Genomic DNA, 16,034 nt, shown 5'->3' on the forward strand with positions numbered 1-16,034 from the left:
AGAAAATAAATAATTAAAAATTAAAAATAAATAGAATGTCAGACGATAAGAAAGTAATTTTCTCAATGCAAAAATTGAGCAAAACCTATCAGGGAGCAGATAAGCCAGTGCTTAAAAACATTTACTTGAGCTTCTTTTATGGTGCTAAAATTGGTATTCTTGGACTTAATGGTTCAGGAAAATCTTCTTTATTAAAGATTATCGCAGGAGTTGATAAAAATTATCAGGGAGATGTTGTTTTTCAACCTGGATATACTGTAGGTTATTTAGAGCAAGAACCAATTCTTGATGATTCTAAAACTGTAATCGAAATTGTTCGTGAAGGAGCTGCCGAAACTATCGCAGTTTTAGAAGAATACAATCAAATAAATGATTTATTTGGTCTTCCTGAAAATTACGAAGATCAGGATAAAATGGATAAATTGATGGACCGTCAAGCGGCGTTACAAGACAAAATTGATGCTCTTGGTGCTTGGGAAATCGATACTAAACTTGAAATTGCAATGGATGCGTTGCGTACTCCGGAAGGTGATACGCCTATTAAAAACCTTTCAGGAGGTGAGCGCCGTCGTGTAGCTTTATGTCGTTTGTTATTGCAACAACCGGATGTATTATTGCTTGATGAGCCTACCAACCACCTTGATGCTGAATCTGTTCTTTGGTTAGAGCAACACTTGGCACAATATGCAGGAACTGTTATTGCTGTAACACACGATAGATACTTCCTTGATAATGTGGCAGGTTGGATTTTAGAGCTTGACAGAGGAGAAGGTATTCCGTGGAAAGGAAATTATTCTTCCTGGTTAGACCAAAAATCAAGCCGTATGGCGCAAGAAGAAAAAGTAGCTTCTAAACGTAGAAAAACTTTAGAACGTGAGTTGGACTGGGTTCGTCAAGGAGCAAAAGGCCGTCAAACAAAGCAAAAAGCACGTTTACAGAATTACGATAAATTATTAAATGAAGACCAAAAACAATTGGATGAAAACTTGGAAATCTACATTCCAAATGGTCCACGTTTAGGAACAAATGTTATAGAAGCTAAAAATGTTGCCAAAGCTTTTGGAGATAAATTATTATATGATAATTTGAATTTTACTTTGCCACAAGCTGGAATTGTTGGAATTATCGGACCAAACGGTGCTGGTAAATCTACGATTTTCAGAATGATTATGGGAGAAGAAAAAACAGATAGCGGAGAATTTTCAGTTGGTGAAACTGTAAAAATCGCTTATGTGGATCAATCACACTCTAACATTGATCCAAATAAATCTATTTGGGAAAACTTTGCCGATGGTCAGGAATTAGTAATGATGGGCGGAAAACAAGTTAACTCAAGAGCTTATTTGTCACGTTTCAACTTTGGTGGAGGCGAGCAAAATAAAAAAGTGTCAATGTTATCTGGTGGAGAACGTAACCGTTTACACCTAGCAATGACATTAAAAGAAGAAGGAAACGTACTTTTACTGGATGAGCCTACGAATGATCTGGACGTAAACACACTTCGTGCACTAGAAGAAGGTTTAGAGAATTTTGCAGGTTGTGCCGTAATTATTTCGCACGATAGATGGTTCTTAGACAGAATTTGTACGCACATTTTAGCTTTCGAAGGAGATTCTGAAGTGTACTATTTCGAAGGAGGTTTCTCTGAATATGAAGAAAACAAAAAGAAACGTTTAGGTGGTGATTTAACTCCAAAACGTTTGAAATACAGAAAGTTGATTAGATAATAATTTCTGATTAAAAGTATAAGCCTCAAGTTCTTAGAATTTGAGGCTTTTTTTTATTTTAATGATTTATTGGAAAAGTAATGTCCGTAATATTTTACAAAGAATTAGGAGCTATTTCCTGCTATTCACTACAATCTTTTTATTTTTAAAGAAAAAACAAAAAGGATTTTCGTTTCTATCAGGGCTAGGGCAGTCGTTTCAAAAGAAATTTTATTTTTTTTACAATTCTGTCAGACTGAACAAAGTCAAAGTTCCGCAAAGTAAATCATAAAGTGAATTTTATCATCGAATCACTAACTAAGCTTTCTCGTTCGAGATCACAAAAAACAAAAGACCTGTGCAAAACCTGTTCAACCCGTAAAATCCGTGTGCCAACTTTTTATAAAAATTTAGCCTTCAATTCCGGAGTAGGAATCATGCAGCTTTCTTTTTTGCCATACCATTTGTATCGATTTTTAGCAATACAATCATAAATATAATTTCGGAAACTTTCTGGGAAAATTTTAAAAACAAACATCAGATTATAAAAACCTCCTAAGTTTTTCGCAATTTCTAAAACTGCTGAAGATTTGTAATAATAAGCTACTCCGGGATTGTATAAAATAATACTATCAATTTTTTTTTGATCAACACCAATATAATTGGAAATTTCAATTCCTAATTCTGATTGCAAAGCCACAAATCTAAAAATATCCTTTTTGTCATTTTTTATAATAAACTGGACCGCGCCGTTGCATAAATTACAAACACCGTCGAATAGGATTATTTTTTTATTTTTTGGAAGATTGTTCTGCATTTGGAAAATTTCAAGGTTTCAAGTTTTTTAGCTTTGTCAAAGTTTTGAACTTTGACAAAGCTTTCCGTATAGTTTATCATTTCGAGGAATGAGAAATTATACGTGTACCTCTAAAAAGATTAGCAATTCTCTTTACGGAGTTTTATGTGTAATTTCTCCATGGTCGAGATGACAACGATTGTTATAATTGTAATCTTTAATTAGTTTTTATTAGATCTGTTTTATTTATCGATAAAATAAAATCCATAATTTTTATCAATCACAAACGGCTTTCATAAATTATTTTTAAGCGCTTTTTTAAAAATATCCATCTTCATAATTGCCTTTTTGAAAATGTTTGCTAAAATCGCGTTATTTTAATTTTTGATGTTTTATTACGTTTTTAGTAACTGAAAACTGCTACTAAAAACTGAAAACTTATTTCTTTGCAGCTTCAACCAATTCCAATTCATCCAAACTTACCTTTGAAGTAAAAATTCCATAATTGACAGTTGCCTTATTTTTTTCAATCGAATCAATACTTCCAACAGATCTTCCGTCGAGCATTCTTACTCTGTCGCCAACTTTTAAAATTGGCTTTGGTTTTTCGATTACAGGTTTAAGTTTTTTCTCTTTTTTCTCTTTTCGAATTTCTTCCACCTGAACAGAAACTTCTGCGATAACTTCTTTTTTCTTCTCGGTTATGGCTTTGGCTTCTTTTGGAGTTGCTTTTTTGCGTTTTGAATTTTCAATTTCTATAATTTTCAAAAATTCTCCAAGCAATTCTTTTTTATTTTTATTGTTGAAATATTTCTCTGAGATATCTTCTATTTTCTGACCAATGTAAATTGTCTTTTGATTACTATCATATAATTCCTGATAGCTTTCTAATTTCTGTTTGATTTTTACATTGATGTTTTCCATCTTTTTGCTTTCCTCTCGCGCCCTGGTTTCTTCTTCTTTTAAATTGATCGAAGTTTTTTCAAGCTTAGAACGCTCTTTCTGAAGTGTTGCAATCGTTTTATCAAAACGGACTTTTCCAACTTCAATTTTCTTTTTGGCACGATTAATCAAACCAAACGGAATGCCATTTTTTAAGGCAACTTCAAATGTAAACGAACTACCAGCTTGACCTAAAGCAAGTTTGTACATTGGTTCAAGCGATTTTTCATCAAACATCATATTCGCATTTGTGGCAAAAGGCAATTCATTTGCCAGAATTTTCAAATTGGAATAATGTGTTGTGATAATTCCAAAAGCTTCACGATGGTAAAATTCTTCCAGGAAAATCTCAGCCAAAGCACCACCTAATTCCGGATCAGAACCTGTACCAAATTCATCAATCAAAAACATGGTTTTCTTGTTGCATTTCTTCAGGAAATAATTCATGTTTTTTAATCGGTAACTATAAGTACTCAGATGATTTTCAATAGATTGATTGTCACCAATATCTGTTAGAATTCTGTCGAACAAGAAAGTTTCACTTCGTTCATGCACCGGAATCAACATTCCTGATTGCAGCATCAATTGTAATAAACCAACTGTTTTAAGCGAAATTGTTTTTCCTCCAGCATTTGGTCCTGAAATTACAATGATTCGATTATCTTGTTTTAATTCAATAGTTTGCGGATGTGTAATTTCGTTTTTTTGCTTGTTGTTCAAATACAAAATAGGGTGATAAGCTTCTCTAAAGAATAATCTGCGTTCTTCTGTAATTGTTGGTAATATTCCGTTGATTCTGTTGGCGTATTTTGCTTTTCCGGCAACTACATCAATGTCACTCAAAAACTCCTGATACTCAATTAATATTGGTAAAAACGGACGAATAGCATTCGATAATTGCTTTAAAATTCTCGTGATTTCTTCCTTTTCCTCGTATTCTAAATTGCTTAGTTCACGAGAATATTGAAGTGTAGTTTCGGGTTCGATATAAGCAATACTTCCAGTTTTAGAACTTCCTAAAATAGAACCTTTTACTTTACGGCGATACATGGCCAGGACTGCCAAAACCCTACGGTTTTGAACAAAGCTTTCTTTGATGTCATCAAGATATCCAAGGCTGTTATATTGCGTTAATGCGACCCCAAAGCTTTGATTGACCTTGCCGCGAACGATATTCATATTCTGGCGAATACTCAGTAAAGCGGGTGAAGCGTTGTCTTTGATTTCTCCGTATTTATCAACAATAGCGTCAATTAAAGTAACGATGTCTTTGGTATACTCAACTCTCGAAGCTCTTGCATTTAGATTTGGGTAATAATCGTCGAATTTTTTAAAAAAAGTCAACAACACATTTGCAGTTGATGAAAGAGTAGCTATTTTTCTAAAGCTGCCTACTTCCAGAAAACTATCTTCTATTGCAAGGAATTTGATTTCGTGAGTAATCGCGTCAAACCCATGATTGGGAATGGCGTTATTATTTTCAAAAGACGAAACATACTCAGATGTTTGCATCAAAGCCTGCATCAAAGTTTCTTTATCTCTGAAAGGAGTTATTTTTAAAGCTTTTTCTTTTCCTATGTCAGTATTACAGCCTGCCGAAATGGTTTCGAGCACTGTTGGGAATTGTAAATCTTGTAATGTTTTTTCGGTAATAGATATCATTTATATCGTAAGTTGTAAAGGTTCAAAGTTACAAAGTTTTAGAACGAAATGATACTATTAATTAGTACTTTGAAAAAAACTTTGCGTAATTTGTAATAAATTGTATTGAAAATGAAAATTAATCTTTCTCCTGAATGGCAAGTTGTTTTGTCAGATGAAATTGAAAAACCTTATTTTAAAGATTTGCTTTTGTCATTAGAAGACGAATGCAAGAAACATATTTGTTATCCGCCATTAGATTTAATCTTTTCGGCGTTCAATCATTGTTCGTTCAATGATGTAAAGGTTGTTATTATTGGTCAGGATCCTTATCACGGAGTAGGAGAAGCAAATGGTTTAAGCTTTTCGGTTAATGATAATGTGAAAATCCCACCTTCTTTGCGTAATATTTTTAGGGAAATAAATAGTGATCTGGATTCTGTATTTATGCCAACCTCAGGAAATCTGGAAAAATGGGCAGATCAAGGCGTTCTGCTTTTAAATGCTTCTTTAACAGTTAGGAAAGATACTCCTAATAGTCACAAACATCTCAAATGGAACTTATTTACTGATGCAGTTATTCAGGCTATCTCTGATAAAAAGGAAAATGTCGTGTTCTTATTATGGGGTAATTTTGCACAGAAAAAAGGACTTAAAATTGATCGCTCAAAACATTTCGTTTTAGAATCGGGACATCCATCTCCAATGAGCGCGAACCAGAGAAAATGGTTCGGAAACAAACATTTTAGTAAAACGAATGAATTTTTAAAATCTAAGGGAATTAAAGAAATTGAGTGGTTTTGAAACCAATTTAAAACTTTAATTTCTACAATATTACTATTTAAGCCTGAGGAAAAATCATAGTAGTAATTCCGTACAAACGTCATTAATTTTTCTCAAGTTTCATGTGTGATTTCTCCTTAGTCGAAGTGAAAAGAAAGTTCGATTAATTTAGATTTTAAGAACTATTTTTCTAAAGGCTTTTTTATAATTTCATCCAGAACAGCTTTGTTCTCGTAATTAATTACTTTAAGAATAATTTCCTGATTTTTTACTGTTTTTCCTTCAATGATATATAGTTTTCCTTTTTTGAAAGGCACATTGCTCTGATCAAAATCAACGTCTCCAAATTTTAATGTATTTTTGATATCAGCTGTATCAACCCATTTTTCATTCAGAACCTGAATTGCTTTTTCAGAATACTGAAAAGGTTTTGTGCGCAAAGTATTTAAAACTCGGGCATTCGGGAAATAGTTGCAACGGGTATCTTTTCCGCTAAAAACAAGGGCTACAAAAAAGCATCCCATAACTAAACCAACTAAATAATAAGCGAAACGGTGTGCGAACTTCATGAAATAAAATTTTTGCAAAGGTACATTAAAGTTCTCTTAAAATACAAGTAAATTGATGTCGTTATCCGGTAAATCAAACCATTCGCCAATTGCTTTGTTCGTTAAAATTCCGTGATATAAGTAAATTCCGTTTTTTAAACCTTTATTACATCTAATAGCACTTTCTAATCCGCCGTCTTCAGCTATTTGAAGTAAATACGGAGTTAAAATATTACTTATTGATAATGAGGCAGTTTTAGAATATCTCGAAGGAATATTTGGAACGCAATAATGCAAAACATTGCTTTTTATAAAAGTTGGTTTTTCGTGGGTCGTAACTTCAGAGGTTTCAAAACAACCTCCGGTATCAATACTCACATCGACTATTACGGCACCTTTTTTCATGTGCTCAACCATAGTTTCTGTAACTATAATAGGACAACGTTCTTTGCCGCGCATGGCACCAATAGCGACATCGCAACGACGTAAAGCTTTTAATAAGGCTTTTTGCTGCACTGTAGAAGTAAAGATTCTTTGATTTAAATTATTTTGTAAACGACGTAATTTTGTAATCGAATTGTCAAAAACTTTCACGTTTGCACCTAAACCAATAGCGGTTTTAGCCGCAAATTCGCCAACAGTTCCAGCGCCTAGAATCACAACTTCAGTAGGAGGTACGCCAGTAATGTTTCCAAATAAAAGTCCTTTTCCAAACTCGTCAGTAATCATTAATTCGGCAGCAATGAGTATAGAAGCTGTTCCGGCAATTTCACTTAATGATTTTACAGCAGGATAAGATCCGTCTTCATCTTTAATATATTCAAAAGCAAGTGCTGTGATTTTTTTTTGAGCCAGAGCTTCAAAATATTCTTTCTTCTTGGTTTTTAACTGTATAGCCGAAATGATAATTGTTTCAGGATTAATCATTTTGATCTCGGCAAGCGTTGGAGGTTCAACCTTTAATAGCAGCGGACATCCAAAAACTTTTTTAGTATCTTTTGTTACTTCAGCTCCTGCATCAGAATATTCTTTATCAGAGTAACTTGAACTCTCTCCGGCACCAGATTCAATCATGACGCGATGACCTTCATAAGTAAGCGAATTTACAGCATCTGGCGTCAGGCAAATGCGACGTTCCTGATAACTTGTTTCTTTGGGAATCCCTATAAAAAGTTCGCTTTTGAATCGGCCAATTTCAAGTTTTTCTTCTTGTGGCAACAATTGTTGCTTCGTAAATGGAGTTAAAGTAATTGACATGGGTGGTGCAAAAATTAAGAGTACAAATTACGTAAAAAGTTTTAGAATCAATGTAAAAATTCTGCTAATACTACAAGATGAAATTATGGTATATTTTTCTCCATTTTAATGTCAGCTCTTTCATAGCTCACATCACCTAAAGGGATTTGGGTAAAACCAAATTTTTCATACAGATGAATTGCCGGAAGTAACTTTCGATTTGAATATAGAAATAGTTTCCTGATGTTATTTTCTTTAGCTACAGCCATGCAGTGAACTAATAATTTATTTCCAATTCCTAGACCTTGCGCTTTATCTGAAACCGCCATTTTACTCAATTCAAAAGTCACATCATCTTCTTTGAGTAAAGATACAGTTCCAAGAATTTCATTATTATATCTGGCATAATAAATAAATCCGCCTTTATCAATAATTTCTTCCTGAGGATTCGAGAGTACAATCTCGTCATTTTCTTCAACTCTGAAATATTTTTGAAGCCATTCCTTATTTAAGGTTTTAATTGGCTCTTTTAGGGCTGGAGAGAAAGGGATTATTTCTACTGTGTTTTCGAGGTTCATTTATATATATATGTTATTTCACAGAAATTAATGAAGAAGTTCTACAAGGGGCCGCAAATTTTTGTTAGAAAGACCTTTGTGTTTCTCTATTAAATCTTGACAAATCTCTATAGAATTAAACTAGTACTAATTTTCTTTTTCCATCAGCCATTAGCTCAATTGTAACTACGGAATGTTCTTCGGGAATAAGATTTTTAATTTTTTCTGACCATTCGATAAAACACCAGTTTCCGGAATATAAATAATCATCAACTCCCATATCGAGCGCTTCTGTTTCTTTGTTTAATCGGTAAAAATCAAAATGGTAAACAATCTGATTATTAGTCGTGTAATATTCGTTAACTAAAGAAAAGGTTGGGCTGCTTGTAGCTTCTTCGACGTCGAGACTTTTGCATAATTGTTTGATTAAAGTAGTTTTTCCAACGCCCATTTCTCCATTAAAAAGTATGATTTTTTTTGGATTTGACGCTAAAATTTTTTCTGCTACTTCCTGAATTTGATCTAATGAAAAAACGATATTCATTGTACTGTATTTAATGTGACTGCCTGCTAAAGCAGACTATTTTTTGCCACAAATTTCACAAATTTTCACAAATTAAAAATTAAATAAGAGTATTTATTAAAAAAAATAATTTGTGAAAATTTGCGAAATTTGTGGCAACTTTTCTTTACTGCAAACTGAGACTGAAAACTCTTTTTTACTATTTAGGATTAAATACCAGAAACGGAATAATCATTTCTTCTAGTGAGATTCCGCCATGTTGATATGTATTTCTATAATAACTTACATAATGATTGTAGTTATTTACATAAGCCAAAAAGAAATCATTTTTAGCAAATATAAACGAGCTGCTCATATTTATGGCTGGCAAACCAATATCCTTTGGTTCTTTTACAACATAAACATCTTTTTGCTCGTATGTTAAACTACGACCAGTTTTATAACGCAAATTTAGACTTGTATTTTTATCTCCAACTACTTTCGATGGATTTTTTACATTAATTGTTCCGTGATCGGTGGTAAGAATTAATTTAAAACCTAGAAGTTGAGCTTGTTGTATAATCTCTAAAAGCGGAGAGTTCTTAAACCAGCTCAACGTCAAAGAGCGATACGCTTTATCATCTGATGCAAGTTCTTTTACTACATCCATTTCGGTTTTGGCGTGCGACAACATGTCAACAAAATTATACACTACCGTTACCAAATCATTGCCTTTTAGGGCTTTAAAGTTTTCGGCTAATTTTTTTCCACCGGCATAATTGGTGATTTTAAAATAGTCTTCTTTAATATTTAATCCTAAACGTTTTAATTGTGCACTTAAAAACTCTGCTTCATACAGGTTTTTTCCACCTTCTTCAACGTCGTTTTTCCAGTATTGCGGAAATTGTTTTTCCATTTCTGTAGGCAATAGACCAGAGAAAATAGCATTTCTGGCATATTGTGTTGCAGTTGGAAGTATAGAAAAGTAAGGAACTTCTTTTTCTAGTTTATAATAATTAGCTACAACAGTCTCAAATGATTTCCATTGGTCGTAACGCAAATTGTCAATTACAACAAACAAAATCGGCTTATCTTTCTTTTTGATTTCAGGAACTACTAATTCTTTGAATAAAGTATGAGATTGAATTGGTTTTTCGGCTTTTGGAGCAAACCAGTCTTCGTAATTTCTTTCGATAAATTTACCGAATTGCGAATTGGCTTCTACTTTCTGAGACTCAAGAATCTCAATCATTCCCTGATCATTGATGTTTTCTAATTCTAATTCCCAGAATATTAGTTTTTTATATAGTTCTACCCAATCTTCATAAGAATTGACCATTGCCATTTCCATCGAAATTTTTCTAAATTCTTTTTGGTAATCTAAAGTTGTTTTTTCAGAAATTAACCTTGAATGATCCAGGTTTTTCTTTAAACTCAATAAAATCTGGTTGGGATTTACTGGTTTTATCAAATAATCGGCGATTTTAGAACCAATAGCCTCTTCCATTATGTATTCTTCCTCACTTTTAGTGATCATAATCATCGGAGTAGCTGATTTTTTTTCCTTCATTTCCGAAAGGGTTTCCAGACCGCTCATTCCTGGCATGTTTTCATCTAAAAAGACAATGTCAAAATTACCTTCTTCAAATAAGGTAATAGCATCCAAACCATTATTACAAGTGGTTACAGCGTAGTTTTTTTTCTCGAGAAATAATATGTGGGGCTTTAAAAGATCGATTTCATCATCGACCCAAAGTATTTTTATCTTATCCATAAACGTGTTTAATTTTAATGCAATTTAGATGTATAGAACTTAAAAAGTATTAAAAATAGTATAAATTTCCGTATCACAAATGATGTTTTTTTTATAAAAACTTATTTCAAATTAAGTATTCCCTTGAAAATCACAACAATTTAATGTTGATTTTTAAATGAAAAACGCAAAGCTGTTTATGGTTATTTACTTATATTTGTTGACCTAAAAATAACCAAATAGTGACTCATATCAATAAGTTAAAAATATTCAACGACCCTATCTACGGGTTTATTTCTATCCCGAACGAACTTATTTACGACTTAATCCAGCATCCGTATTTTCAGCGTTTACGCCGTATTTCGCAAATGGGAATGTCGTATTTGGTTTATCCCGGAGCGAATCATACGCGTTTTCATCATGCATTGGGCTGCATGCATTTAATGCAAAAAGCAGTTGAAACACTTCGTTTTAAAGGTGTTGCAATTTCATCTGAAGAAGAAAATGCTTTGTTTATTGCTATCTTACTCCACGACATTGGTCACGGGCCATTTTCGCACGCTATGGAAAAAAGTATCGTGGAAGATGTGAATCACGAGGCAATTTCATTATTGTTTATGAATCAGCTAAATGACGAGTTTGACGGAAAATTAAGTTTAGCAATTCAGGTTTTTAAAGGTGATTATCATAGAAAATTCATGTTGCAGCTGATCTCGAGTCAGTTGGATATGGATCGAATGGATTATCTAAAACGTGATAGTTTTTATACTGGAGTCGCAGAAGGTAACGTTAATTCTGAGCGTCTGATCCAGATGATGAACGTTGTTGACGGAACTTTGGTTATTGAAGAAAAAGGAATCTATTCTGTTGAGAAATTCTTACTTTCGAGAAGATTAATGTACTGGCAGGCTTATTTACATAAAACAAGTTTGGTAGCAGAGTTAATTTTGATGAATGTTCTAAAAAGAGCGAAAGAATTAACATTAAAAGGAATTAGTTTGCCTTGCAGCGAGCCGCTTTTGTATTTTATGCAAAATAAGGTGACTTTGGAGGATTTTGATACTGAGAAGTTGGATTTATTTGCTCAACTAGATGATTTTGATATTATTAGCGCCTTGAAAGCATGGCAAAAGCAAGATGATTTTATATTGTCTACTTTGAGTAAGATGTTGATTAATAGAGATTTATTAAAGATTAAATTAAGCGCTGAGAAAATTTCGGCGGAAGAGTCTCAATCTTTAAAAGAAGATTTTGCTAATAAGCATAATATCACGCAGTTAGAGGCTGGTTATTTTATTTTTAGAGGAAAAATAAAAAATCAGGCCTATAGTAAAGAAGCTGAACCGATACGAATTTTGAAAAAAGATAAAACAATTGAGGATGTCGTAGAAGCATCTGATCAGCTGAATTTGAAATCGTTATCTAAATTGGTAACAAAATATTACATCTGTTTTCCAAAACAACTTATCTAAAATTAACATTTAAAATCTATTTTTTATATTTTTGTCGCAATGAAATTTACAGCAGAACAAATAGCGGGGATTTTAGAGGGAGAGGTTGTTGGGAATCCCAATGCGGAAGTTTCTCGGCTCTCTAAGATAGAAGAAGGGGAGGAAGGATCTCTTACTTTTTTGGCTAATCCAAAATATATCAATTACATATATACTACAAAAGCTTCAGTAACGATTGTTAATGACAGCTTTATACCTGAACAGGAAATTACCACAACTTTAATTAAAGTAGAAGATGCTTATGCTTCGTTTTCTAAGCTTTTACAATTTTACAATCAGGTAAAATTGAATAAAAACGGAATAGAAGCACATTCTTTTATGTCTGAAGGAACTAAATATGGAGAGAATTTATATTTAGGAAGCTTTAGTTATATAGGACAAAATGTTGTGCTGGGTGATAATGTAAAAATTTATCCTAACAGTTTTATTGGCGATAATGTTGTTATTGGTGATAATGTGTATATTTTTGCAGGTGCTAAAATTTATTCTGAAACTATTATTGGTAACAATTGTACGATTCATTCAGGAACTATTATTGGTGCAGACGGATTTGGTTTTGTTCCGGATGAAGAAGGAGTGTATAGCAAAGTTCCTCAAATTGGGAACGTTGTTATAGAGGATAATGTTGATATTGGAGCAAATACTACAATAGATCGCGCAACTCTTGGTTCTACAATAATTAGAAAAGGAGTTAAATTAGACAATCAAATTCAGATTGCCCATAATGTAGAAATTGGTAAAAACACTGTAATTGCAGCGCAATCCGGTGTGGCTGGTTCTACAAAAATAGGCGAAAACTGTATGATTGGCGGGCAAGTAGGTATTGCAGGTCACTTAATAATAGGTAATAATGTCAGACTGCAGGCTCAATCCGGAGTAGCAAGAAATATTAAAGATGATGAAACGCTTCAAGGGACACCGTCTCTTGCTTATACTGATTTTAATAAATCGTATGTGCATTTTAGAAATCTACCTAAAATTGTAGCCGAAATTGATGAATTAAAAAAACAAATAATAAACCCAAAAAATGGAAATAATGGTTAAACAGAAGACCATCAAAAATGAAATTTCACTAACAGGCGTTGGATTACACACTGGAAAAGAAGTTACAATGACTTTTAAACCGGCTCCAATTAATAATGGTTTCACTTTTGTTAGAGTAGATTTGCAAGGTCATCCCGTGATCGAAGCAGATGCTAATTATGTTGTTAATACGCAAAGAGGTACTAATTTAGAAAAATTAGGTGTAAAAATTCAAACCCCTGAACACGTTTTAGCGGCACTAGTTGGTTGCGATTTGGATAACGTTATTATAGAATTGAACGCGTCTGAACTTCCTATCATGGATGGTTCTTCGAAATATTTTGTTGAAGCGATTGAAAATGCCGGTATTGAAGAACAAAATGCTAAACGTAACGTTTATGTAGTAAAAGAAGTTATTTCGTTTACTGATGAAACTACCGGAAGCGAGATTTTAGTAATGCCAAGCGATGATTATCAGGTAACTGCAATGGTTGATTTTGGTACTAAAGTTTTGGGTACTCAAAATGCAACTATGAAAAGCATAGCTGACTTTAAAGAGGAAATTGCTAATTCAAGAACTTTTAGTTTTTTACATGAGTTAGAGTCTCTTTTAGAGAACGGACTTATAAAAGGTGGAGATTTAAACAATGCCATTGTATATGTAGATAAAGAAATTTCTGACGCTACAATGGAGAATTTAAAGAAAGCGTTTGGTAAAGACAAAATTTCTGTTAAACCAAATGGTGTTTTAGATAATCTTACTTTACACTATCCAAATGAAGCTGCAAGACATAAATTATTAGATGTTGTTGGAGATTTATCTTTGATTGGAGTTAGAATTCAGGGGAAAATTATAGCTAATAAACCTGGACACTATGTAAACACTCAGTTTGCTAAAAAACTGGCTAAAATCATCAAAATTGAACAAAGAAATCATGTTCCTGTTTATGACTTAAATTTGGAACCATTGATGGATATTCATAAAATTATGGCCGTGTTGCCGCACAGACCTCCATTTTTATTAATTGACAGAATTATAGAAATGTCTGATAGTCATGTGGTAGGAATGAAAAATGTTACAATGAATGAAAATTTCTTTGTTGGACATTTTCCTGAAGCTCCGGTTATGCCGGGTGTTTTAATTGTGGAAGCAATGGCACAAACAGGAGGGATTTTGGTATTAAGTACTGTTCCTGACCCTGAAAATTACTTGACATACTTCATGAAAATTGACAATGTTAAGTTCAAGCATAAAGTATTGCCTGGTGATACCTTAATTTTTAAATGCGAATTAATTTCTCCTATCAGAAGAGGAATTTGTCACATGCAGGCAAATGCATACGCAAATGGAAAATTGGTAACAGAGGCAGAATTAATGGCTCAAATTGCAAGAAAACAATAATAATTAATCATTTTTATTGTTTACGTTTGTTGCCCAAATTAGACTATTTTAATATAAAATATAAAACTTACAGATGAATCAACCATTAGCATATGTTCATCCCGGCGCTAAAATCGCTAAAAATGTTGTAATTGAGCCTTTTACAACAATTCACAATAATGTTATTATTGGTGACGGTACTTGGATTGGTTCAAATGTAACCATCATGGAAGGTGCCCGAATTGGTAAAAATTGTAATATTTTTCCAGGTGCAGTAATTTCAGCCGTACCACAAGATTTAAAATTTGGAGGAGAAGATTCTTTAGCTATTATAGGTGATAACTGTACTATTAGAGAGTGTGTAACGATCAATAGAGGTACAGTTGCTTCAGGACAAACAATTTTAGGTAATAATTGTTTAATTATGGCTTATGCTCACATTGCACACGATTGTGAGATTGGTAATAATGCAATTATTGTAAATGGTGTTGCATTGGCAGGTCACGTTGTTGTTGGTAATTATGCCGTTATTGGAGGTTTGGCAGCCATACATCAATTTATTCATATTGGTGATCATGCTATGATTTCTGGTGGATCTTTGGTCAGAAAAGATGTTCCGCCATATACAAAAGCAGCAAAAGAACCGTTATCCTACGTAGGAATCAATTCAGTAGGTTTAAGAAGAAGAGGATTTAGTACTGAAAAAATTAGAGAAATTCAGGAAATTTACAGAATTTTATACCAGAAGAACTACAATACAACGCAAGCTTTAAGTATTATTGAAGCCGAAATGGAAGCTACTCCTGAGAGAGATGAGATTTTAGATTTTATCAGAAATTCATCAAGAGGAATTATGAAAGGTTATTCAGGAAATTATTAGATAAAAGTTGAATCGTTTATTTGTGAATCGTTAAATCGAAAACAGATAAACGATTTAACGATTCAACAAAATATTAAATAAAACAAAACAAAATGGCATCTACATCAGATATTAGAAACGGATTGTGTATTAAGTTCAATCACGATATTTATAAAATCGTTGAATTTCTTCACGTAAAACCTGGAAAAGGACCTGCTTTCGTAAGAACAAAATTAAGAAGTTTAACTACAGGAAGAGTATTGGACAATACATTTTCGGCAGGACACAAAATAGAGGATGTACGTGTTGAGACACATACTTATCAGTTTTTATATGCTGAAGGAGATGAGTTTCATTTTATGAATACAGAATCTTTTGAGCAAATTTCTTTGAATAAAGCAATTTTGGATGCTCCGGGATTGTTAAAAGAAGGAACAAATGTTATGGTTCAGGTTAATACTGAAACTGATTTGCCTTTATCTGTAGATATGCCTGCTTCTGTAATTCTGGAAATTACTTATGCTGAGCCAGGAGTTAAAGGAAATACAGCTACAAATGCTACAAAATCTGCTACGGTAGAAACTGGCGCAACTGTAAATGTTCCTTTGTTTATCAATGAAGGTGATAAAATTAAAATCGATACAGCTTCAGGGAATTACATGGAGCGTGTAAAAGAGTAGTTTCTTAATTGGATAATTTGTCAATGAGTCAATTAGAAAATTAGTGAATCATCACAATTTTGAGTATTCATTTTCTGATTGACACATTTTCTAATTGGCACATTTTCTAATTGACA

At 33.0% G+C, this 16,034-nt stretch carries 14 protein-coding genes; 7 read left to right on the forward strand and 7 right to left on the reverse strand.

Annotated elements, in window-relative coordinates; all coding sequences use genetic code 11:
• Positions 1-35: 35 nt before the first annotated feature.
• Complete coding sequence (gene ettA, locus QLQ94_RS16610) at positions 36-1,727, forward strand: energy-dependent translational throttle protein EttA (protein ID WP_271336618.1); 1,692 nt, start codon at positions 36-38, stop codon at positions 1,725-1,727.
• 379 nt (positions 1,728-2,106) lie between these two features.
• Here the strand turns inward: ettA and QLQ94_RS16615 are convergent, their stop codons facing one another.
• Both QLQ94_RS16615 and QLQ94_RS16620 read right to left on the reverse strand, forming a co-directional pair.
• Positions 2,107-2,523 carry a thiol-disulfide oxidoreductase DCC family protein gene (locus QLQ94_RS16615; protein WP_482497868.1) on the reverse strand — a complete coding sequence of 139 codons (417 nt, stop codon included), beginning with the start codon at positions 2,521-2,523 and terminating at the stop codon, positions 2,107-2,109.
• 417 nt (positions 2,524-2,940) lie between these two features.
• Positions 2,941-5,106 carry an endonuclease MutS2 gene (locus QLQ94_RS16620; protein WP_482497870.1) on the reverse strand — a complete coding sequence of 722 codons (2,166 nt, stop codon included), beginning with the start codon at positions 5,104-5,106 and terminating at the stop codon, positions 2,941-2,943.
• A gap of 111 nt (positions 5,107-5,217) precedes the next feature.
• On the opposite strand from QLQ94_RS16620, the gene ung reads away from it, so the two are divergent.
• Positions 5,218-5,889 (forward strand): uracil-DNA glycosylase, encoded by a 672-nt coding sequence (gene ung / locus QLQ94_RS16625; protein ID WP_482497872.1) that lies wholly within the window; start codon positions 5,218-5,220, stop codon positions 5,887-5,889.
• A 161-nt stretch (positions 5,890-6,050) separates the two neighbouring features.
• Here ung and QLQ94_RS16630 read toward each other — a convergent pair whose 3' ends face one another.
• The 5 genes from QLQ94_RS16630 to porX form a co-directional block, all read right to left on the reverse strand.
• On the reverse strand, positions 6,051-6,437 hold the full coding sequence (locus QLQ94_RS16630; protein ID WP_271336622.1) for a DUF4258 domain-containing protein: 387 nt from the start codon (positions 6,435-6,437) through the stop codon (positions 6,051-6,053).
• Between the two features lie 36 nt (positions 6,438-6,473).
• Positions 6,474-7,673 carry an alanine dehydrogenase gene (locus QLQ94_RS16635; RefSeq protein WP_072963546.1) on the reverse strand — a complete coding sequence of 400 codons (1,200 nt, stop codon included), beginning with the start codon at positions 7,671-7,673 and terminating at the stop codon, positions 6,474-6,476.
• Between the two features lie 83 nt (positions 7,674-7,756).
• Complete coding sequence (locus tag QLQ94_RS16640) at positions 7,757-8,230, reverse strand: GNAT family N-acetyltransferase (RefSeq protein WP_482497874.1); 474 nt, start codon at positions 8,228-8,230, stop codon at positions 7,757-7,759.
• 115 nt (positions 8,231-8,345) lie between these two features.
• Positions 8,346-8,753 carry a tRNA (adenosine(37)-N6)-threonylcarbamoyltransferase complex ATPase subunit type 1 TsaE gene (tsaE, locus tag QLQ94_RS16645; protein WP_271336624.1) on the reverse strand — a complete coding sequence of 136 codons (408 nt, stop codon included), beginning with the start codon at positions 8,751-8,753 and terminating at the stop codon, positions 8,346-8,348.
• Positions 8,754-8,931: 178 nt separating this feature from the next.
• Positions 8,932-10,485 carry a T9SS response regulator signal transducer PorX gene (gene porX / locus QLQ94_RS16650; protein WP_271336625.1) on the reverse strand — a complete coding sequence of 518 codons (1,554 nt, stop codon included), beginning with the start codon at positions 10,483-10,485 and terminating at the stop codon, positions 8,932-8,934.
• A gap of 221 nt (positions 10,486-10,706) precedes the next feature.
• Here porX and QLQ94_RS16655 point away from each other — a divergent pair, with 221 nt between their 5' ends.
• The 5 genes from QLQ94_RS16655 (at position 10,707) to efp (ending at position 15,918) form a co-directional block, all read left to right on the forward strand.
• Complete coding sequence (locus QLQ94_RS16655) at positions 10,707-11,936, forward strand: HD domain-containing protein (protein ID WP_482497875.1); 1,230 nt, start codon at positions 10,707-10,709, stop codon at positions 11,934-11,936.
• Positions 11,937-11,975: 39 nt separating this feature from the next.
• A complete protein-coding gene (lpxD, locus tag QLQ94_RS16660; RefSeq protein ID WP_482497877.1) occupies positions 11,976-13,019 on the forward strand; it encodes a UDP-3-O-(3-hydroxymyristoyl)glucosamine N-acyltransferase in 1,044 nt (347 codons plus the stop codon).
• Positions 13,012-14,400 carry a bifunctional UDP-3-O-[3-hydroxymyristoyl] N-acetylglucosamine deacetylase/3-hydroxyacyl-ACP dehydratase gene (locus tag QLQ94_RS16665; RefSeq protein WP_271336628.1) on the forward strand — a complete coding sequence of 463 codons (1,389 nt, stop codon included), beginning with the start codon at positions 13,012-13,014 and terminating at the stop codon, positions 14,398-14,400. Before lpxD ends, QLQ94_RS16665 begins: the two co-directional genes overlap by 8 nt.
• A gap of 73 nt (positions 14,401-14,473) precedes the next feature.
• Positions 14,474-15,259 (forward strand): acyl-ACP--UDP-N-acetylglucosamine O-acyltransferase, encoded by a 786-nt coding sequence (lpxA, locus tag QLQ94_RS16670; protein WP_271336629.1) that lies wholly within the window; start codon positions 14,474-14,476, stop codon positions 15,257-15,259.
• Positions 15,260-15,351: 92 nt separating this feature from the next.
• On the forward strand, positions 15,352-15,918 hold the full coding sequence (efp, locus tag QLQ94_RS16675; RefSeq protein ID WP_271336630.1) for an elongation factor P: 567 nt from the start codon (positions 15,352-15,354) through the stop codon (positions 15,916-15,918).
• Positions 15,919-16,034 lie beyond the last annotated feature (116 nt).

Source organism: Flavobacterium sp. B114r, assembly GCF_056824125.1.